Raw genomic sequence first — 20,601 nt, 5'->3', positions numbered from 1 at the left:
CCCCGCCGTTCCTACTGGTTCGCGGAGCGGAACCGCGGGAAGGCGGAGCGGCCGGCGTACACCGCGGCGTCGTCGAGGATCTCCTCGATGCGCAGCAGCTGGTTGTACTTGGCGACGCGGTCCGAGCGGGCCGGGGCGCCGGTCTTGATCTGGCCGCAGTTCACGGCGACGGCGAGGTCGGCGATGGTGACGTCCTCGGTCTCGCCGGAGCGGTGCGACATCATGCACTTGAAGCCGTTGCGCTGGGCCATCTCGACGGCGTCGAGGGTCTCGGTCAGCGAACCGATCTGGTTGACCTTGACGAGCAGGGCGTTCGCGGAGCCCTCCTCGATGCCGCGGGCCAGGCGCTCGGGGTTGGTGACGAAGAGGTCGTCGCCGACGATCTGGACCTTGGAGCCCAGCTTGTCGGTGAGGGTCTTCCAGCCGGCCCAGTCGTCCTCGTACAGCGGGTCCTCGATGGAGACCATCGGGTACGCGGAGACGAGCTCCTCGTAGTACTCGGTCATCTCGGCGGCCGAGCGGGACTGGCCCTCGAACTCGTACTTGCCGTCCTTGTAGAACTCGGACGCGGCGACGTCGAGCGCGAGCGCGATGTCCTTGCCGGGGACGTAGCCGGCCTGCTTGATGGCCTCGACGATGAGGTCCAGCGCGGCGCGGTTCGACTCCAGGTTCGGGGCGAAGCCGCCCTCGTCGCCCAGGCCGGTGGAGAGGCCCTTGGTGTGCAGGACCTTCTTGAGGGTGTGGTAGACCTCGGCGCCCCAGCGCAGCGCCTCGGAGAAGGACTCCGCGCCGATCGGGGCGATCATGAACTCCTGGATGTCCACGTTGGAGTCGGCGTGCGACCCACCGTTGAGGATGTTCATCATCGGGACGGGCAGCAGGTGCGCGTTCGGACCGCCGAGGTAGCGGAAGAGCGGCAGGTCCGAGGCCTCGGACGCGGCGTGCGCGACGGCGAGGGACACGCCGAGGATGGCGTTGGCCCCGAGGGAGCCCTTGTTGTCGGTGGCGTCCAGGTCGAACATGGCCTGGTCGATCAGGCGCTGCTCGGTGGCGTCGTAGCCGACGAGCTCCGGGCCGATCTGCTCGATGACGGCGAGGACGGCCTTTTCGACACCCTTGCCGAAGTAACGGTTGGGGTCACCGTCACGCAGCTCGATGGCCTCGAATGCACCGGTGGAGGCGCCGGACGGAACTGCAGCACGACCGGTGCTGCCATCGTCGAGGCCAACCTCGACCTCGACCGTGGGGTTGCCTCGGGAGTCCAGGATTTCCCGGGCTACGACGACGTCGATGGACGGCACGAGCATCTCCTTCTGGGATGTGACGCTGGGTGTGCGGTGGCGGGTCAGGCCGTGGGATGGCCTTGCCGACTAGAGCCTAACCGGCTCCGGCCACTCGGCCGGCCGACCGCCCGGGTCCTGGGACGAAAAAGGGCCCGAATACTCTTCTTCCAGGACATACGGCTCTTGATCGTCGGCGGGATCGGACGCCACCGGGCCCGGACACGCCACCGCCCGGCGCGTGGAGGGGTACGCGCCGGGCAGGGGTGCGTCAGGACTGACGCGGGGTCATCGGGGGGTTCAGCTGAGCTTCAGCTTCTGCCCGGGGTAGATCAGGTCGGCGTCCGGGACGATGTCCTTGTTCAGCTCGTGCAGCTTCTGCCAGCCGCCCTTGACACCGTTCGCGTCGGCGATGGTGCCCAGGGTGTCGCCCGCCTTGACCTCGTACGAGCCGTTGCCGATCTTCGGGGCGGCGGTGGTCTTCGGGGCCTTCTGCGGCGCCGGGGTGGCGGCCGTGGAACGCTCGGAGCGCGTGGTGGTGGAGCCCTCGGAGCGCTTGGTCTCCGTCTTCGGCGCGGCCTGCTGCTTCTTGGGAGCGGCCTGCTGCTTCTTCGGCTTGGGGGTCTCGGCCGAGCCGCCGCCGTCGTACGAGGAGTTGGACAGGCCCACGCCACAGGACGGCCAGGCGCCCTTGCCCTGGCCCTTGAGGACCTTCTCGGCGATGGCTATCTGCTGCGACTTGGAGGCCTGGTTGGCCTGCGAGGCGTACGCCTTGCCGCCGTAGGCGGCCCAGGTGCCGGACGAGAACTGCAGGCCGCCGTAGTAGCCGTTGCCCGTGTTGATGGACCAGTTGCCACCGGACTCGCAGGAGGCGACCTTGTCCCACTCGGAGGTGGTGGCGGCGGACGCGGAGCCCGCGGCCATCAGCGGGGCCGCGACGGCGACACCGGCGACACCGGCGAGCGTGACGATGCGGGCGGCCTTGGAGGCGCGACGGTGCTTGCCCTTGCCGGAAAGCAGCATGGAATTTCTCCTCACCGACGCCTACGAGGTGAGCTGTCGGGTTCGGGCGAGTGAGTTGCCCGGCCGCACGACTGGCGTGCGTCTTAACCCCCAGCCGGTCCGCGGCCGTCTCTCGACGGCCCGTTCCGGCGCCTACCTTGGTTCCCCCGCTCCTGCCTTCGGCGCTTGCGCGACGACTGTTCTCTCCGTCCGCCGGCAGGATTCGGCGATGCGGTCGAAGAGGCTCGCGGTGACGAGCGATTCAGAAGGTAGACAGGTCTCCCCCCGATGTTCAACGAGCAACATCGGGGGGAAAGGGCCCTACTTGCGTTCCGGTTAGGGACGTTTGCGCAGGTGAGGGCAGGGTTTGCAGCAGCTTCGATACGGGACACGCCAGTTGAGCGGAAGAGACGCATGTCTCACTTGCCGAAACCGGACATTCGGATCTTAATGGTTGCCCGAACTGCCCCTATTACTTGGTTAGATCCAGGTTCTGGCCGGGCTTGATGAGGTCCGCGTCCCCTCCGATGACCTGCTCGTTGGCCTCGTACAGCTTGGTCCAGCCGCCCTTGAGTCCCTTGGCGTCCGCGATGGCGGTCAGGCTGTCGCCCGCCTTCACCGTGTAGACGGGCTCCGGCGCAGTGTTGGGAACGACCCCGAGGGCCTCGTCCGCCGCCGGGCCGCGGTGCTTGCCGCCGCCGTCCGTCGCCGAGTCGGTCGGGGTGCCCGTCGGGGCCGAGGGCGTGGTGGACGGGTCGGCCGGGTTCGGGTCCTTGGCGGGGTCCGAGGGAACCACCGGGGCGGTCGTGCCGCCCGGGGTGGTCGGGGCGACCGGCGGCTGGTTGCTCGGGCCGGTCGGAAGGGTCGGGTCCGGGTCCGGCATGACGGGCAGTCCGGTGTTGGGCCCCTGCGGTACGTCGGGCAGCGTGAACGAGGGCGTGCCGGACGGGCCGGGCAGGGTCGGGGCGGGCCCGGTGGGCGTCGGCACCCCGAAGTCGGTGGCCGGGGTGGAACCGCTCTTCGGCACCGAGGAGTCGGGGCGGGAGGGGGTGGGCGCGACCGGCGCGGGCGTCTCGACCCGGCCGGGGTCCACCGCGGCCGACGGGCCCTGTCGCGTCAGGCCGGCCGAGGACGCGCACAGCGGCCACGCCTGGGGGCCCTGCGAGGCCAGCACCTGTTCGGCGACGGCGATCTGCTGGGAGCGGCTGGCGAGGTCGGGACGCGTCGCGTAGTCGAGTCCGCCGGCCTCGTTCCACTGCTCCTGGGTGAACTGGAGCCCCCCGTAGGCGCCGCTGCCGTAGTTGGCGCTCCAGGAACCGCCGCTCTCGCACTCGGCGACCGTGTCCCACGTGCCGGCGTCGGCGGCGCTCGCGTTGGTTGCCGCGAGCAGCGGCAGGGCCAACGCGGAACCGGCGACTCCGGCGGTGACGACGAGTGCGGGTATTTGCTTGGGGCGTCTGTGGCGGCCGTTCCCGGAACGCATGAGGCTGTACCTTTCGCATAACGGCGGGGTAACGGCAGAACCTAGCGGCCTTGGCACACAAGTAACAAGTTTGATCGGAAACTGACTCGCGGTCAGGCCGGCCCCGGTCGCGCCTCAGTCGTTTCGGGGTGTGAAGCGGACCGGAAGGGTGCGCAGACCACGCATGATGAGTCCGCCCCGCCAGCGCAGGTCCGCAGGTGGAACAGCGAGTTCCAGATCCGGCAGACGCATCAGCAAACTCTTGAGCGCCGTCTGTCCCTCCAGGCGCGCGAGCGGCGCACCGAGGCAGTAATGGATCCCGTGCCCGTATCCGAGGTGCTGATTGTCACTCCGGGACAGGTCCAGAGTGTCCGGTTCCGCGAACCTTGCGGGGTCCCGGTCCGCGGCCGCGAGGACCACCAGCACCGGATCGCCGGTCGCGATGTCGCGCCCGCCGAGGGTCAGCGGTTCGGTGGCGAACCGCCAGGTCGCCAGTTCCACGGGCCCGTCGTACCGCAACAGCTCCTCGACACCGGTCTCCAGCAGCCCGCTCTCGCCGGCGACGAGGGAGACCTGGAGGCGCTCGCGCTGCTCCGGGTTCATGAAGAGGGAGTGGACGCCGTTCCCGATGAGGTTCACGGTCGTCTCGAAGCCGGCGAAGAGCAGGATGAAGGCCATCGCGGTGGCCTCGGCCTCCGTCAGGTGGTCGCCGTGATCGCCGGCCCGGATCAGATCCGAGATCAGGTCGTTGCCCAGGTCGTCCCGTTTGCGGTGGATGAGTTCCCCGAGGTAGGTCCGCATCCGCTTGACGGAACGGGCGACCCCGCCGCGCGGTCCGCCGCCGTGCCGGATCATCATCCCGGCCCAGTCCCGGAAGTCGTCCTGGTCCTCGCGCGGTACGCCGAGCATCTCGCAGATGGCGTAGATGGGGAGCGGGAAGGCGAACTCGTGGATGAGGTCCGCCTCCCCCTTCGCGGCGAACCCGTCGATGAGGTGGTCGGTGAGCTCCTGGACGCGCGGGGCGAACTCCGCCACCCGGCGCGGGGTGAACGCCTTCGACACCAGCCGTCGCAGCCGGGTGTGGTCCGGCGGGTCGATGTTCAGCAGGTGCGTCATCAGCTCCGCCTTGCGCTCCCCCGGGATGCCGGTCTTGCCCTTGGCGTGCGCCGGCTCCGCGTGGTGCGCCGGGTTCTTGCTGAGGCGCTGGTCGGCGAGGGCCTGGCGGGCGTCCGCGTACCGGGTCACCAGCCAGGCCTCCACGCCGCTCGGGAGCTTGGTGCGGTGCACGGGGGAGTGCTCGCGCAGCCAGGCGTACGCCGGGTACGGGTCGGTGGCGAACTCCCAGTCGAACAGGGTGGGGCCCTGGGGGGAGGAGGTCTCGTCGGCGGGTTCCGCGGGGGTCGGCTCATGCACCCGCTGACCGTATCCCGGCCTCCGCACGCCATCCCATATGGGTGCTTCGTCGCGGCTGTCCGTAGATCCGCCGAGGCTTGACCCCGCCCGCTCCGCCGTTCCTACTTTCGCTGTTGTGGACGTGAGGATCTTGAAGAGCAGTTTCGCGGTGGTGGAGCGACGGGCCGAGCACGCCGTCAAGTACTTCTACACGCACCTCTTCTGGCACCACCCCGAGGTCCGCCCGCTCTTCCCCTCCTCCCCGGCGGACATGGAACGCCAGCGGGACCGGCTCTTCGCCGCCCTCACCCACGTGGTCACCCACCTGGAGAACGAGACCCTCGTCCCCTACCTCCGCGACCTCGGCCGCGACCACCGCAAGTTCCGGGTCGGCCCCGAGCACTACGCGGCCGTCGGCACCAGCCTGCTCGCCGCCCTCGCCGAGACCTCCGGCGAGACCTGGACACCCGACGTGGAGAAGGCCTGGGCCGAGGCCTACCAGGTGATCGCCGACGCGATGACGGCCGGCGCCGCCGAGAGCACCGACCCGCCCTGGTGGGACGCCGAGATCGTCCGCCACCTCCAGTACGGGCAGGACGTCGCCGTGCTGACCCTGCGCCCCGACCTCCCGCTCCCCTATCTCCCCGGCCAGTACGTGAGCGTGAGCAGCGCCCGCGTCCCGACCACCTGGCGCACCTACTCCCTGGCCAACGCGCCCCGCCCCGACGGCACCGTCGACCTGCACGTCAGCCGGATCGAGGAGGGCAGGCTGTCGCACGTGCTGGTCCGCGAGGCACGGCCCGGGGAGACGCTGCGACTGGGCGCGCCCGGCGGCCGGCTCACGCTGCGCCGCGAGGACCGCCCGGTCACCTTCATCGCCGCCGGCACCGGTTGGGCCCCGATCCGGGCCATGCTGGAGGACCTCGCGGACGACCCTCCCGACCAGGACCTACGGCTCTTCGTCGTCGCCCGGGACGCCGCGCACCTCTACGACCGGCCGTTCATCGACGCGTACGCCGGCGCCCACCGCCGGCTCACCGTCACCTACCTCACGCCCGCCCCCGGGCAGCACCGCAACCAGGCCACCGCCCGGCTGGCGACCGCACTCGGCCACCGCGGCCTGTGGCGGGACCAGGACGTCTACCTCGGCGGGCCGGCGCAGTTCATCGAGGAGACCGCGTACCTCCTGGAGGAACTCGGCGCCCGGCCCGACCGGATCTTCCACGACGCGATCCCCGCGGGCGATCCCGCGCGGGCCCGCCCGGTCGGCTTCGGGGAGTGGTTCCTGAGCCCGCCGGACCCGCACTGGCACAACCCCTCGGGGCGCGCCCCGTTGTAGGCCCTGCCGTCGACGTGCCGCCCGGCGCGGGTCAGGCGTCGGCGCCCTCCGCCGCCCGGATCGCGTCCCGGTAGACGCGGGCCGCGGCGCGCAGCGCGGTCTCGGGGTCGACTCCCGCCGCCTCGGCGCGCGCCGCCAGTTCCAGCAGCTCGTAGCCGACGCCCTCGCCCCGGGGCAGTTCCACCGCGATGCCGCCCGTGCGGGCCCGGCCGGCGAGTTTGGCCGCGAGCGCGAGGCCGGGCTGGGCGACCGGGACCCCGTCCGTGACCGACGCGCGGCGCTTCTCGACCGCCTTGGTGGCCTGCCAGTGCGCGTTGACGTCCTCGGGCGTCTCGGCCCGCGCGTCGCCGAAGACGTGCGGGTGCCGGCGGATCAGCTTGTCGACCAGGTCCCCGGCCACGTCGTCGATGGAGAACGGCTCGTCGGCGTGCTCCTGCGCGATCCGGGCGTGGAAGAAGACCTGGAGCAGGACGTCGCCCAACTCCTCGCGCAGTTCCTCCCGGTCCCCGGCCTCGATCGCCTCGACCAGCTCGTACGCCTCCTCGATGGCGTACTTCACGAGGGCCTCGTGGGTCTGCGCCGAGGTCCAGGGGCATTCCCGCCGCACCCGGTCCATCACCTGCACCAGGTCGAGCAGCCGCGCGCCGGGCAGGTCGTAGGAGCCGGGCAGCAGTTCCAGGTCCGGCATCGCGACCCGACCGGAGCCGGCCAGGCGGGCGAGGCCGTCGGTGAGCCGCTGGTCGCCCTCGCCGCTCGGCAGGACCACGACGGTGGCGCCGCCGGCGCAGGCCTCGACGAGTTCGTGGGCGTCGGGGACCGCGTGGAGCACCTCGACACCCGCCTCGCGCAGGTACGGCAGCTGCGGGTGGTCGGGATCGGCGCACAGCACCCGGTCCGCGGCGTGCAAGGTCTGCCACGCGGACCAGGACAGCAGGCCGGGCGCGACCCGGTGGCTGGTGGTCAGCAGGACGATGCGGCCGGTGGGCTCGGCGGGCTCGGGGGTCGCGTGCTCAGTCACCCCCCGAACCTACCTCCGGACGGGCGACTCAGGTCCCGGCGGGTACGGCCTGCTCGGGCCGGGTCCGCTGGATGATCCACGGGGTGGTCCCGTCACCGAGCCGGATCCCCTCGGCGTCCCAGCTGCCGTAGCGCGGGTTGACCTCGATGCCCAGTTTCTCGGCGGCCGCCGACGCGGGGGCGGTGAGTTTGTCCTTGCCGTACTTGTCCATGAGCTTCGACAGGAGCAGCTGGTCCGTGACGAAGCGGTCGATCTGGCCGGGGGCCGTCACCGCCTCCTGGAGGATCGCCGCCTGGAACTTCTGCGGGCCGCCGCTGCTGTCGACGAACTGCTTGCGCTGCTCCTCCAGCTCCCTCGTGGTGAGGGTGATCCCGGCGTCCTCGGCCATCCTGTCGAGGATCCGGCTGTTGATCATCGCGCGCAGCTTGGTCCGCTCCAGTCGGGGGGAGCTCTCCACGAGTTCGGCCGGCGTGGGGGTCGTGGACCGGTTCTGTGCGGCGCGTACGTCGTTCACCTGGGCCTGGAGCGCTGAGGTGGTGATCCGTTCGCCGCCGACCACGGCTGCCGTGCCGGGGCGGGTCTCGTTCGAGCAGGCGGACAGCAGGGGAGCCGCCGCGAGCAGGACGGCGGAGACGGAGAGCGCAGTGCGACGGTGCAAAGGAGCCTCCAGGGCCGGGAGATTGTGCGTCGATGCACAAGGGCCGTGCGGTGATCGATGTTATGCAGTCAGGGTGATCCGAGCCACTGGTTCGACCAACGATTCCGAGCGTGTTGGGGTGCGCGAGTGTTGGCGCGCCGGTCACCCCGGCGCCATCCCGGCGTCCTCCGCGTCTGCCAGGGTCGGCCCACCATGTCGACACCGCACAGCTCCCCGCGGCGCCGCAGCCTGTTCGGCTCGGCGCTCGCCGCCCTGATCACGACGGTGGCCGTGTGTGCCGGGGACGCCGTCGCGCGCGTCTTCCCGTACGGGCCCCGCCACCGCAGCGTCAACGACCTCGGCAACCAGTTCGTGCCGTTCCACGCGTACCTGTGGGACCTGCTGCACGGGCGCGCCGAGGGCGGCCTGCTCCTCAACTGGCGTTCCGGGTACGGGACGAGCTTCCTGCCGGACTTCGGGACGTACCTGTCGAGCCCGTTCGCGGTGCTCGTCGGGGTCTTCCCGCGCGCGGACATCGACCTCGCCGTGTACGTGGTCACCGTGCTCAAGACGGCGGCCGCGGCCGCCGCGATGGCGTGGCTGCTGCGCACGCAGCGGCGCGGGCCGTGGTGGGCGGCGGGGCTGCTCGGGGCCTCGTACGCGCTGTGCGGCTGGTCGGTGATCGAGGCCGCGTACAACCCGATGTGGCTGGACGGGCTGATCGCGTTCCCGCTCCTGTGTCTGACGGGTGAATGGGCCCTGCGCGGCCGACGCCCCGGGGCGGCGGCGCTGGTCGTGGCCCTGTGTTGGACGGCGAACTTCTACACCGCGTACATGGCGACCCTGGGCGCGGCGCTGGTGCTCGTGGTGCGGTTGGCGCAGGACCGGGACGTGGTGCGCGAGGGGCGAGGCGTGCTCGGTCGGGCGCGGGTGCCGGTTCGGGCCGCGACGGCGACCGTGCTGGGCGTCGCGCTGGCCGCGCCGGTGCTGGCGCCGCTGTTCCTCAGTTCGAGGCAGGCGTATCCGGGGTGGTCCAAGGAGTTCGCGCCGGCGGCGACCGGGGACCTGTTGGCGCGACTGCTGCCCGCCACGTACTCCTTCTCCTCCCCCGCCCTGTTCGTCGGTACCGGGACGCTGCTGCTGGTGGCGGCGCTGCCGTTCCACCGGGCGGTGCCGGTGCGGGCCCGACTGTGGTGGACGGGGCTCGTGGTGGCGGTGCTGCTCTCGCTCCAGTGGGCGCCGACCCATCTGGCGTGGCACGCCTTCGCGACCCCGAACGGCAGCCCGTACCGGCAGACCTTCGTGCTCGCCGGGATCGTGGTCATCGCCGCCTGGACCGGGCTGGCGGCCGGCCCGCCGGGGGTGCGGGCGCTGGCCTCGGGCGCGGGGGTGCTCTGTCTGGCCGCGCTCGGGGCGGCCGGCAGCCCGCTCGCGACCGGCTGGGGGTACGCGCTGTTCGGCGGCGGGCTGGCGGTGGCGGGCTGGGCCTGGTGGGCGCTGCGCGGCCGGCGCCTCGCGCTCCCGGCGGCCGGGCTGCTGGTCGCGGTCCTGGTGGGCCAGGCCGCGGCGACCGTCGCGTACGGGCACCTGGGCAAGCTCGGCGGGCTGGACGACTACCCCTCCTGGGGGCCCGCGCACACGGCGCGCTCCGGGGCGTTGGCGGGCGCCGAGGGGTGGCCCGGGTATCGGACCGACCCGGGCCGGCCGGCGCTGACGGGCAACGATCCGCTGCTGCTGGGCGGTGAGGGCGGGGCGTACTACAGCAGCCACACCCCGGACGTGTTCACCCGCACGATGGTCGCCCTCGGGGCGGGCTGGACCTCGCGGGGCCGCAGTGTCCAGAGCCTCGACAATCCGGTGACCGACGCCGTCTTCGCGGTCGGGGCGCGGCTGCGTCCCGACGGCACGATCGGCCGGGCGACGGCCGCGCCGCTGGTCACGGTCCGGCCGCCGGGTCCCCCGCTCGCCTACGGCCCCTCCCCCTTCGCCAATCAGGAACTCCTGTTGGGCGCCCGGGCCTACGAGGCTCCGCTCACGCCGGGCGTCTGTCGGGCGGGCACCGAGGCGTTCCTGTGGGCCCCGGAGTACAACGGCACCGCCCGGCTCGCGGACGGCACCGCTTTCCGGCTGAACGCCCGTCCGCCGCGCAACCGGGCCGCGCTCCAGCCGATGGGCGTCGCGCACGGTCCCGCCTCGCGGTTGCTCTTCGAGCGGTCCGCGCCGGCCCGTTGGGAGCTGGCCTGCCTGGACCGGGCCCGGTTGGACACGGCGGTGGCCGCGCTGCGGGCCGGCGCGCCGACCGCGCTCCGGGTCGACGCGTCGGGCGTGCGGGCCACCCTGCGGCCGGGCACGACCGGCACGCTGGTGGTGTCGGCGCCGGCGATCGCGGGCTGGACCTGCGGCGGCCGTCCGGCGAGCGCCCACCTGGGTCTGGTCGCCGTCCCCGTGGGCCCCGACACCCGCTCGGTGACGTGTACGTTCCGCCCGCCGGGCCTGGTGCCGGGCGCGGCGGCCGCGGCGGTCGCCCTCCTGGTCCTGCTCGTCCGGCTCGTCCCGTTCGGCCGGTTGCGGCGCGGGGCCGGTGGGGGGCGGCGTACCGGGTCGCGGCCGTCGGTCCCGTCCGGTACGCCGTCCGGTCGGGCGGAGGCCGCCGGCGTCCGGGTCTGAGCGCGGCCCGCGCGCGGGGGTCAGCGGACCTGGCCCAGCCATTGGAGGGTGCGGCGGATCTCCACCGGGAGGGGGTGGCCCGGGCCGTGCACGCGGTCCGCGTCGAAGAGGAGGCGGACCAGGGTGTCGTGGGCGCCCGCCCGGTCGCCGAGGGAGAGCAGCAGGTGGGCTATCCGGCGGCGGACCTCCAGGGGGAGGCCGGGGTCCGGGTTGGCGTAGTGGTTCTCGAACAGCGGCAGCAGGGAGCGGTACTCGGCGAGGGCGGCGGCCGGTTCGCCGAGTTGTTCCAGGCACTGGGCGGCGTCGTAGCGAAAGCGCAGCGCCTGGGCGTCGCCGGGCGGGAACTCCTCGGCGAGGCGGCGCAGTTCGGGCAGGGCGCGCCGGTACTGGCCGTCGTCCATCAGCGTGGCCGCGTACTGCTTGCGCAGGGAGCGGACCACCGGCGAGTGGTCCCCGTGCTCGGCGGCGGCCGCCGGGAGGATGCCGCCGAGGATGTCCACGGCCTGGGTGAGTCGCCCCTGGTCCAGGAGCGTGCGGGCCTCGTCCACGGCGCCGGGGATGTCCGGCCGGGGCGGGGCGGGCGGCGTGTCGGGGCGCGCCGGCACGGTCGGGCGGTCGGGCCAGGGGGCCTGCGGGCGCAGGAACGGGCGGGTCGGGTCGAGGTGGCCGGTCGGGACGCCGTGCTTGGGCAGCAGCGGGGTGAGGGCCTCGTACACCTCCTGCGCGGAGCCGGGGCGGTCCTGCGGGTCCTTGGCGAGGAGGTGCAGGAGCACGGCCTCCAGGGCGTGGGGCACCTCGGGGCGCAGCCGGCGCACCGGCACCGGGGGTTCGTAGAGGTGCCGGTGGAGGACTCCGAGGGCGGTGGAGCCGGCGAAGGGCACGTTGCCGCTGAGGAGTTCGTACAGCAGCACGCCGAGGGCGTACAGGTCGGTGTACGGGCCGACGGCGCCGCCCATGGCCTGTTCGGGTGCCATGTAGGCGGGGCTGCCGATCGGAGTCCCGGTGCTGGTGAGGCGGGTGGTGTCGGTGTCCATCACCGAGGCGACGCCGAGGTCGAGGACGAGCACCGTGCCGTCGGGGCGGATCATCACGTTGCGGGGCTTGAGGTCGCGGTGCACGATCGGCACCGCGTGGACGGCGGACAGCACCGCGCACAGCTGCGCGACGACCGCGACGGCCCACGGCCAGGGGTACGGGTCGTGGGCCGCGAGGTGGTCGGACAGGTCGGAGCCCTCGACGTACCCCATCACCAGGTACAGCTCGTCGCCGTCGTTGCCGGCGTCGTGCACGGTGACCAGCCCGGGGTGGTCGACCTGGGCCGTGACCCGGCATTCGCGCACGAAGCGGCGGCGCAGCTCCTCGGCGACGGTGCCGGGGCCCGCGACCTTGTCGGGTCGCAGCAGTTTGACGGCCACCCGCCGGTCCAACCGGCGGTCGTACGCCGTCCAGACCTGGCCCATGCCGCCCTGGCCCAGGACGGCGGCGAGCTGGTAGCGGTCGCCGATGAGCCGGTCGGTCACTGGTGGGGATCCTGGGTCGCGGTCGGGTTCGGGTCCTGGTAGGGGCCGCCCGGCTTGGGGGGCCCGTTCGGCTGCGGCGGCCGGTTGCGCAGGAGTTCGCTCAGCTCGTCGAGTTCGGCGCGGACCTGCCCGATCCGCGGCGGCGTCACCTGCGGCGGGACGTCCGGCCGGTTCGGGATCGGGGTGGAGGTCTGGCCCTGCGGGTAGCCGTAGCCCTGCCCGGAACCGTGCTGCTGCTGCGGCGGCGTGTACGGCGCGGGCGCCGGGTACCACGGAACCTGCGTGCGGCCGTTGTTCCGGTTCTCGTGGTGCCGGATGTCCGCGACGAGGTAGTACACGGTGACCGCGAGACCGGTCAGGAGGGTGCCGCCGGCGCCGAAGTCGCTCTGCCAGCCGCTGGTGTCCGGGGTCTTGTCGAGGCCGATGAAGATCACCCACACGACGAGCAGCACGCAACTGACGACGAGCAGCATCCAGTCCCGCGGCTTGCGCGTGACCAACGCGAGCCGCAACATCGTGCCCCACGCGAGGAAACCGCAGGTCAGCACGGGCAGCACGGCGAACAGTACGCGCAGCGTCACCACGCTCCCGTCGCTGGGCGGGGGGCCGGGGTGGCCATGCTGCGGCGGGAAGCCGGGGCCGTGCATCGCTGCTCCTGACGGGCCGTACGGATAAAGAAAAGATGAGTTCCGGGACTGAGCGTATACAGCCTTGTCCGAAGTGAGTGAGGGGATGACCGCAACCGTTGCAGGGTCGCAGCACGACGACCCGCCGGGTGGCGCCGGGCGGGCCCACCGGCCGGCGGGCGAAGCACGCGGAACGCGCGTAGCGTCACAAAGGGGACACCATCAGGAGGTCGTGCACATGGGGATCTTCGACAGGTTCAGGGACCAGGCCAAGACCAAGGGCAAGGACATCTCGGACAACCTCGAGGAAGAGGCCAACGAGAAGACCGGCGGGAAGTACGCCGACCAGGTCGACCGGGCCCAGCAGGAGGCGGAAAGGCGCCTCGGCGTCGACGACGACCCGACGAGGTAGCCCGCCGACGCGGGTGCGGAGCCGACGGGCCGGCCGGCTCCGCACCCGCGTCGGTCACGTCACGAGCCGAGGATCGTGGTGAGGAACTCGCCGGTCCAGGCCAGCAGTTCCCGTCCGACCAACGGCTTCCCGCCGACCTTCGCGGTCTTCGGTCGCGGGATCAGCACCTGCGAGGCGGCCGGCTTGAGCACCGCCCCCGGGTAGAGCCGCTTGAGCCGCAGCTCCTGGGACTCCCTCAACTCCACCGGCCCGAAGCGGATGTTGGGACCCTGGAGGGTGATGTCGCCGACCCCGCAGGCACGGGCGAGCATCCGCAGCCCCGCCACCAACAGCAGGTTCTCCACCGGCTCCGGCAGCTTGCCGTAGCGGTCGGTGAGTTCCTCCCGCACGGCCTTGACGTCGGCCTCGGAGTTCGCCGAGGCGATCGACCGGTAGGCCTGGAGGCGCAGCCGCTCACCGGGCGCGTAGTCGTGCGGGACGTGCGCGTCGACCGGCAGCTCGATCTTGACCTCCAGCGGCGGCTCCTCCTCCGGCCCGCCCTCGATGGCGGCCCGGTAGTCGGCCACGGCCTCGCCCACCATGCGGATGTACAGGTCGAAGCCGACGCCCGCGATGTGGCCCGACTGCTCACCGCCCAGCAGGTTGCCCGCGCCGCGGATCTCCAGGTCCTTCATCGCCACGTACATGCCGGCGCCCATCTCGGTGTGCTGGGCGATCGTCGCGAGCCGCTCGTGCGCCGTCTCCGTCAACGGCTTCTCCGGCGGGTACAGGAAGTACGCGTACCCGCGCTCGCGGCCACGGCCCACGCGTCCGCGCAGCTGGTGGAGCTGGGAGAGACCGAAGTTGTCGCCGCGCTCCACGATCAGGGTGTTGGCGTTGGAGATGTCGATGCCGGACTCGACGATCGTGGTCGAGACGAGGACGTCGAACTTCTTCTCCCAGAAGTCCACCACGACCTGTTCCAGGGCCTGTTCCGACATCTGCCCGTGCGCCGTCGCGATCCGCGCCTCGGGCACGATCTCGCGCAGCTTCGCCGCGGCCCGGTCGATGGACTCGACCCGGTTGTGGATGTAGAAGCACTGCCCCTCGCGCAGCAGCTCGCGGCGGACGGCCGCGCCGATCTGCTTCTCCTCGTACGGGCCGACGAAGGTGAGCACCGGGTGGCGCTCCTCCGGCGGGGTGGTGATCGTCGACATCTCGCGGATGCCGGTCACCGCCATCTCCAGCGTGCGCGGGATCGGGGTCGCGGACATGGTCAGCACGTCCACGTTGGCGCGGAGCTTCTTCAGCTGCTCCTTGTGCTCGACGCCGAACCGCTGCTCCTCGTCGACGATGACCAGGCCCAGGTCCTTGAACTTCGTCTCCTGCGAGAACAGCCGGTGCGTACCGATGACGATGTCCACCGAGCCCTCGCGCAGCCCCTCCAGCGTGGCCTTCGACTCGGTCTCGTTCTGGAAGCGGGACAGCGCCTTCACCTTCACCGGGAACTGGCTGTAGCGCTCGGAGAACGTCCCGAAGTGCTGCTGCACGAGCAGCGTGGTGGGCACGAGGACGGCGACCTGCTTGCCGTCCTGAACCGCCTTGAAGGCCGCCCGCACCGCGATCTCGGTCTTGCCGTAGCCGACGTCGCCGCAGATCAGCCGGTCCATGGGGACGGACTTCTCCATGTCCTCCTTGACCTCGGCGATGGTGGTGAGCTGGTCGGGCGTCTCCGCGTACGGGAAGGCGTCCTCCAGCTCCCGCTGCCAGGGGGTGTCCGGGCCGAAGGTGTGGCCGGGGGCCGCCATCCGCGCGCTGTAGAGCTTGATCAGGTCGGCGGCGATCTCCTTGACCGCCTTCTTCGCGCGCGCCTTGGTCTTGGTCCAGTCGGCGCCGCCGAGCCGGTGCAGGGTCGGCGCCTCGCCGCCGACGTACTTGGTGACCTGCTCCAGCTGGTCGGTGGGGATGTACAGCCGGTCGCCGGGCTGACCGCGCTTGGCGGGGGCGTACTCGACGAGCAGGTACTCGCGGGTGGCGCCCTGCACCGTCCGCTGGACCATCTCGATGTAGCGGCCCACGCCGTGCTGCTCGTGCACGATGTAGTCCCCGACCTCCAGGGTCAGCGGGTCGACGGACTTGCGGCGCCGGGTCGGCATCCGCCCCAGGTCCTTGCTGGCGGTGCGCTGCCCGGTCAGGTCGGTCTCGGTGAGCACGGCCAGCCGGAGCGCCGGGTCGACGAAGCCGTTGTCGAGGGAGCCGCACGTCACGTGCACGATGCCCGGCTCCAGGACCGCGAGGTCCGCCTCCAGGCGGGCCGCGATGCCCTCGCCGCCGAGCACCTCGACGGTGCGGGCGGCCGGGCCGTGTCCCTCGGTGAGGTACACGGTGTGCCAGCCGTCGGCGAGCCACGCCTTCGTGTCGGCGAGCGCGCGGGCGGTGTCGCCCCGGTAGGCCTCCGGGCCGTGCATCCCGAGCTTGAGGGTGTCGGCCCCGTCGGCGCTGTCGTCGGCGGCGAACGGGGAGACCGACCACCACATCATGTCCAGGGCGCGGGCGTGCTCGCGGACGTCGGCGATGCCCCGCAGCGAGGCCGCGCCGACATCGATCGGGGCCTGTCCGCCGCCGGCGGTGGCCGCCCAGGACGCCATCAGGAACTCCTGGCTGGTGGCGACGAGGTCGGCGGCCCGGGTCCGCACCCGCTCCGGGTCGCACACGACGGCCATCGACCCGGCCGGCAGCACGTCGATCAGCAGTTCCATGTCGTCGACCAGGACCGGGGCGAGGGACTCCATGCCCTCGACCGCGATCCCCTCGGCGATCTTGTTCAGCAGTTCCCCGAGCTCCGGGTGCTCCTGGGCGAGCGCGGCGGCCCGCTCCCGCACCTCGTCGGTCAGCAGCAGTTCACGGCAGGGCGGGGCCCACAACCCGTGATCGGCGATCTCCAGGGACCGCTGGTCCGCGACCTTGAAGTAGCGGATCTCCTCGACGTCGTCGCCCCAGAACTCCACGCGCAGCGGGTGTTCCTCGGTGGGCGGGAACACGTCGAGGATGCCGCCGCGCACGGCGAACTCGCCGCGCTTCTCCACCAGCTCGACCCGCGCGTACGCGGCCGCGGCCAGTGCCTGGACGACCTCCCCCAGGTCGACGGCCTGCCCCTGCCGGAGACTGACCGGGACCAGTTCCCCCAGCCCCTTGACCTGCGGCTGGAGCACTGAGCGGATCGGCGCGACCACCACGGAGACGGGGCCGGTCGCCGGGTCGTCCTTGCTCGGGTGCGTCAGCCGGCGCAGCACCGCGAGCCGGCGGCCCACGGTGTCGCTGCGGGGGGAGAGCCGCTCGTGGGGCAGCGTCTCCCAGGAGGGGTACTCGGCCACCTCGTCCGGCGGCAGCAGGGAACGCAGCGTGGCGGCCAGGTCCTCGGCCTCCCGCCCGGTGGCGGTCACCGCCAGCACGGTCCGTTCGGTCCGCCGGGCCAGCGCGGCGATCGCGAAGGGCCGCGCCGCGGCCGGACCGACCAGGTCCACGTGCATCCGGTTGCCGTCCCCGGCCGCCGCGACCGCCTCGGCGAGGGCGGGGTCCCGGGTGACGGCGTCGAGCAGTCCGTACAGGCTCATGAGCAGGGCTTTCCGTCCGGTGGAGGGGCAACGCGAAGGGCCCGACACGTGAACGGGCCGGGGGTTCCCACCCTACGACGCGGCTCCCCCGACCGCGCGGGGGATTGCCGTCGTCGCGCGCAGTGACGACCGGCGCCGCGGTGGGCCGGCCCGCGGCACGACGCCGGCCCCGGTCGTCCGACTGGACGACCGGGGCCGGCGTACCCCCGTGACAACCGCCTCCCGACCTAGTCGGTGGCGATTGCGTTCAGTACGTTCATCCGCCCCGCCCGGAAGGCCGGCACCAGTGCGGCGAACAGGCCCACCAGGGCCGACGCGGCGAACACCCCGAGGATGGTCGGCCAGGGGATCTCCAGGACCTTCAGGCCCTGGAGGGCGAGGAGTTGCTGCGCGGTCGCGCCCCAGCCCATGCCCAGGCCGAGGCCGAGGAGGGCGCCGAAGAGGGCGATGACCACCGACTCCAGGCGGATCATGCGGCGCAGTTGGCGGCGGGAGAGGCCGATGGCGCGCATCAGGCCGATCTCGCGGGTCCGCTCGACCACCGACAGGGCCAGGGTGTTCACCACGCCCAGAACCGCGACGATGATCGCGAGGGCGAGGAGCCCGTAGACCATGTTGAGCAGCTGGCCGACCTGGTCCTTCAGCGCCTGCTTGTAGTCGGCCTGGTTGAGCACCTTGTACTGGGGGTACTCGGCGAGCCCCGCCTTGACTTCGGCGTACGCGGTGTCGGCCTGACCGGCCTTGGCGCTGGCCAGCAGCATGAAGGGGCGCGGCATCCGGTCGGCCGGGACGTTGGCCTCGGCGACGGCGGTGGAGATGTACTTCATGCCCTTGTCGATGTTGCCCTCGTCGCCGGTGATCGCGGCGACCTTCAGCTTGACGGTCTTGCCGCCGGTGAAGGCGACCGTCAGCGTGTCGCCGAGCGTGATCCCGTGCTCGTCGGCGTAGAGCGAACCGACCGCCATCGCGTGCGGACCGTAGGCGTCGGCGTGCTCCCCGGCCCGCATCTTGCGGCGGATGTCCTTGGCGTACGACGGGTCGGTGGCGCCCAGGCCCTCGGTGACCGTGGAACCGTCGGGGGCCGTGATCTTGGCGGGCACCTCGCGGTAGGCGGTGACGTGGTCGAGGTTCTTGTTGGCGCGCATGGCCTGCTCGGCCTGCGGCATGACCGGCTGGCCGGTCATGGAGTTGACGATGTAGTCCGCGCCGACGGACTTGTCGAGCTCGTCGGTGGCGGAGGCCACCATCGAGGATCCGACCACCGACAGGCAGGCGACCAGGGCCAGGCCGATCATCAGCGCGGCGGCGGTGGCGCCGGTGCGGCGCGGGTTGCGCAGCGCATTGCGCTCGGCGAGCCGGCCGACCGATCCGAAGGGCCGCAGCACCGGGGCGGACAGCGCCCTGACCACGACACCCGCGAGGAGCGGGCCGATCACGATGAAGCCGATGAGGGTGAGGACCACGCCCAGGCCCAGCCACAGGGAGCCCGGGGCCGCTTCCTCGGCGGCGCCGGCCAGGTAGAGGGCCGCGCCTCCGACCCCGGTGAGGACCAGGCCGAGGGCGGCCCGGATCCGGCCGGCCTTCTTGTCTCCCGGGGTGCCCGCGTCGCGCAGGGCGGCCATCGGGGAGACCTTCCCGGCGCGGCGGCCCGGGATGTAGGCGGCGACGACGGTGACGGCGACGCCGAGGACCAGGCCGAGGACCGGGGTGGTCCAGGCGACCGTCAGGTCGTCGGTGGACAGGTCCATGCCCATCTGGCCCATGAGCTTCATGAGGCCGACGGCCAGGCCCACTCCGGCGGCGACGCCGAGGACGGAGCCGACGACGCCGAGCAGGAAGGCCTCGACGAGGACGGACCGGTTGATCTGCCTGCGGTCGGCGCCGATGGCGCGCATCAGGCCGATCTCCCGGGTGCGCTGGGCGACCAGCATGGAGAAGGTGTTGAAGATGAGGAAGATGCCGACGAGGAAGGCGATCCCGGCGAAGCCGAGCATCACGTACTTCATGACGTCGAGGAAGGAACCGACGTCCTTGCGGTTGGCGTCCGCGGCTTCCTTGGCGGTCTGGAGCTTGTACGTGTCGGCGCCGACGGCGGCGGCGACGTTCTGCTTGAGCTGCTCGTCGCTCACCCCGTCCTTGGCGGTGACGTTGACGTGGGTGAAGGCGCCGGCGGAGCCGAGCAGGAACGTCTGGGCGGTGGCCGTGTCGAAGTACACGAGGGTCGCGCCCGGGTTGGTCACGGTGAAGGCGGCGATGCCGCTGATCTTCGCCCGGTTGTCGCCGGTGACGGCGATGGTGCGGATCTCGTCGCCGATCCCCAGGTGGTGCTTCTCGGCGGTGTCGGCGTCGATCATCAACTCGGTCGGCCCCCGGGGGGCGTTGCCGGAGGTGATCTTCATCGACTTGAGTTCGTTGTCGCTCCAGTTGCCCGCGATGGTCGGGGCGCCGGTGGTCGAACCCAGGTTCTCGTTCTTGGTGTTGACGACGGTGACGGACATCGACAGGACGCCGCCCTCGGCGGACTTCACGCCCTCGGCCTTCTCGACCCGGTCGACGACCGAGCCGTTCAGCGTCCGCGGCTTGCCGTTGCCCGGGTTCTCCTGGTCGTCGCCGGCACTCTTGGGGCTGACCGTGACGTCGGAGTTGGTGACCGCGAACAGCTTGTCGAAGGTGGTGTTCATGGTGTCCGTGAACACCAGCGTGCCGCAGACGAAGGCCACGGACAGCAGGACGGCGATGGCGGAGAGCGCCATTCTTCCCTTGTGCGCGACGAAGTTGCGTCGCGCGGTCTTCATGACGGTCACGAGGTCCGCCCGCGTGCGTCGAAGTCCTTCATGCGGTCGAGGACCTGGTCGGCGGTCGGGTCGATCATCTCGTCGACGATCCGGCCGTCGGCGAGGAAGATGACGCGGTCCGCGTAGGAGGCGGCGACCGGGTCGTGGGTGACCATGACGATCGTCTGGCCCAGCTCGTCCACCGACTGGCGGAGGAAGCCGAGGACCTCGGCGCCGGCCCGGGAGTCCAGGTTTCCGGTCGGCTCGTCGCCGAAGATGATCTGGGGGCGGGCGGCGAGGGCGCGGGCGACCGCCACGCGCTGCTGCTGGCCGCCGGAGAGTTCGGTGGGGCGGTGCTTGAGGCGACCCGCGAGGCCCACCGTCTCGACGACCCGGTTCAGCCACTCCGCGTCGGGCTTGCGGCCGGCGATGTCCATGGGGAGCGTGATGTTCTCCAGGGCGTTGAGCGTCGGCAGCAGGTTGAACGCCTGGAAGATGAAGCCGATCCGGTCCCGGCGGAGCTGGGTGAGCTTCTTGTCCTTCAGGCCGGTGATCTCGGTGTCGTCGAGGAAGATCTCACCGCTCGTCACCGTGTCCAGTCCGGCGAGGCAGTGCATCAGCGTGGACTTGCCGGAGCCGGACGGGCCCATGATCGCGGTGAACTGCCCGCGTCGGATGTCCACGTCCACCGCGTCGAGGGCGACGACGCGGGTCTCTCCCGAGCCGTAGGCCTTGACGACCTTGCGTGCCCGGGCCGCGACGGCTTCATGCCCTCCAGTACCCCCGTGCCTGGTTTCGGTCATAGCCGTTGTCACGGTGTTTCCCCTCGTTCGTTCGTCGGCGTGCGTGTGTGCGTGCGTGCGTCGGTGCGTCGCGTCG

Annotated in this window: 14 protein-coding genes and 1 riboswitch; of the genes, 3 read left to right on the top strand and 11 right to left on the bottom strand. The window is 72.0% G+C overall.

Features of this window, described 5'->3' with window-relative positions; translation table 11 throughout:
- Positions 1-11: 11 nt before the first annotated feature.
- The 4 genes from eno to OG906_RS20425 form a co-directional block, all read right to left on the bottom strand.
- Positions 12-1,307, bottom strand: coding sequence for a phosphopyruvate hydratase (gene eno / locus OG906_RS20440; protein WP_267796196.1), 1,296 nt, complete (start codon positions 1,305-1,307; stop codon positions 12-14).
- A 273-nt stretch (positions 1,308-1,580) separates the two neighbouring features.
- Positions 1,581-2,303 carry a transglycosylase family protein gene (locus OG906_RS20435; RefSeq protein ID WP_267796197.1) on the bottom strand — a complete coding sequence of 241 codons (723 nt, stop codon included), beginning with the start codon at positions 2,301-2,303 and terminating at the stop codon, positions 1,581-1,583.
- A 3-nt stretch (positions 2,304-2,306) separates the two neighbouring features.
- Positions 2,307-2,477, bottom strand: a riboswitch (cyclic di-AMP (ydaO/yuaA leader).
- 277 nt (positions 2,478-2,754) lie between these two features.
- Positions 2,755-3,765, bottom strand: coding sequence for a LysM peptidoglycan-binding domain-containing protein (locus tag OG906_RS20430; RefSeq protein ID WP_329444723.1), 1,011 nt, complete (start codon positions 3,763-3,765; stop codon positions 2,755-2,757).
- A 114-nt stretch (positions 3,766-3,879) separates the two neighbouring features.
- Entirely contained in the window at positions 3,880-5,157 is a 1,278-nt protein-coding gene (locus tag OG906_RS20425) for a cytochrome P450 family protein (RefSeq protein ID WP_329444721.1), read from the bottom strand.
- A 121-nt stretch (positions 5,158-5,278) separates the two neighbouring features.
- Between OG906_RS20425 and OG906_RS20420 the strand changes: the two genes are divergently transcribed.
- Positions 5,279-6,475, top strand: coding sequence for a globin domain-containing protein (locus OG906_RS20420; protein ID WP_329444719.1), 1,197 nt, complete (start codon positions 5,279-5,281; stop codon positions 6,473-6,475).
- Positions 6,476-6,506: 31 nt separating this feature from the next.
- On the opposite strand, the gene OG906_RS20415 is transcribed toward OG906_RS20420, so the two are convergent.
- Positions 6,507-7,493, bottom strand: coding sequence for a nucleoside triphosphate pyrophosphohydrolase (locus tag OG906_RS20415; protein ID WP_329444716.1), 987 nt, complete (start codon positions 7,491-7,493; stop codon positions 6,507-6,509).
- Between the two features lie 28 nt (positions 7,494-7,521).
- Complete coding sequence (locus tag OG906_RS20410; RefSeq protein WP_267826090.1) at positions 7,522-8,151, bottom strand: SurA N-terminal domain-containing protein; 630 nt, start codon at positions 8,149-8,151, stop codon at positions 7,522-7,524.
- A gap of 192 nt (positions 8,152-8,343) precedes the next feature.
- Between OG906_RS20410 and OG906_RS20405 the strand changes: the two genes are divergently transcribed.
- Positions 8,344-10,797 (top strand): YfhO family protein, encoded by a 2,454-nt coding sequence (locus OG906_RS20405; protein ID WP_329444714.1) that lies wholly within the window; start codon positions 8,344-8,346, stop codon positions 10,795-10,797.
- 20 nt (positions 10,798-10,817) lie between these two features.
- Here the strand turns inward: OG906_RS20405 and OG906_RS20400 are convergent, their stop codons facing one another.
- Positions 10,818-12,317, bottom strand: a complete 1,500-nt coding sequence (locus OG906_RS20400) for a serine/threonine-protein kinase (protein ID WP_329444712.1) — start codon at positions 12,315-12,317, stop codon at positions 10,818-10,820.
- Complete coding sequence (locus tag OG906_RS20395) at positions 12,314-12,964, bottom strand: hypothetical protein (protein ID WP_329444710.1); 651 nt, start codon at positions 12,962-12,964, stop codon at positions 12,314-12,316. Before OG906_RS20395 ends, OG906_RS20400 begins: the two co-directional genes overlap by 4 nt.
- Positions 12,965-13,181: 217 nt before the next feature.
- Here OG906_RS20395 and OG906_RS20390 point away from each other — a divergent pair, with 217 nt between their 5' ends.
- Entirely contained in the window at positions 13,182-13,355 is a 174-nt protein-coding gene (locus OG906_RS20390; protein WP_329444708.1) for an antitoxin, read from the top strand.
- Between the two features lie 59 nt (positions 13,356-13,414).
- On the opposite strand, the gene mfd is transcribed toward OG906_RS20390, so the two are convergent.
- The 3 genes from mfd to OG906_RS20375 form a co-directional block, all read right to left on the bottom strand.
- A complete protein-coding gene (gene mfd / locus OG906_RS20385; protein ID WP_329444707.1) occupies positions 13,415-16,948 on the bottom strand; it encodes a transcription-repair coupling factor in 3,534 nt (1,177 codons plus the stop codon).
- A 227-nt stretch (positions 16,949-17,175) separates the two neighbouring features.
- Positions 17,176-19,752: an ABC transporter permease gene (locus OG906_RS20380; RefSeq protein ID WP_329444705.1), complete on the bottom strand. Its 2,577-nt coding sequence runs from the start codon at positions 19,750-19,752 to the stop codon at positions 17,176-17,178.
- Entirely contained in the window at positions 19,749-20,525 is a 777-nt protein-coding gene (locus OG906_RS20375) for an ABC transporter ATP-binding protein (RefSeq protein ID WP_392891326.1), read from the bottom strand. Before OG906_RS20375 ends, OG906_RS20380 begins: the two co-directional genes overlap by 4 nt.
- Positions 20,526-20,601 lie beyond the last annotated feature (76 nt).

The organism is Streptomyces sp. NBC_01426, assembly GCF_036231985.1.
Classification (GTDB): domain Bacteria; phylum Actinomycetota; class Actinomycetes; order Streptomycetales; family Streptomycetaceae; genus Streptomyces.
The sequence above is the reverse complement of the archived record's forward strand: the minus strand, read 5'-3'. Positions and strand labels throughout refer to the sequence as shown.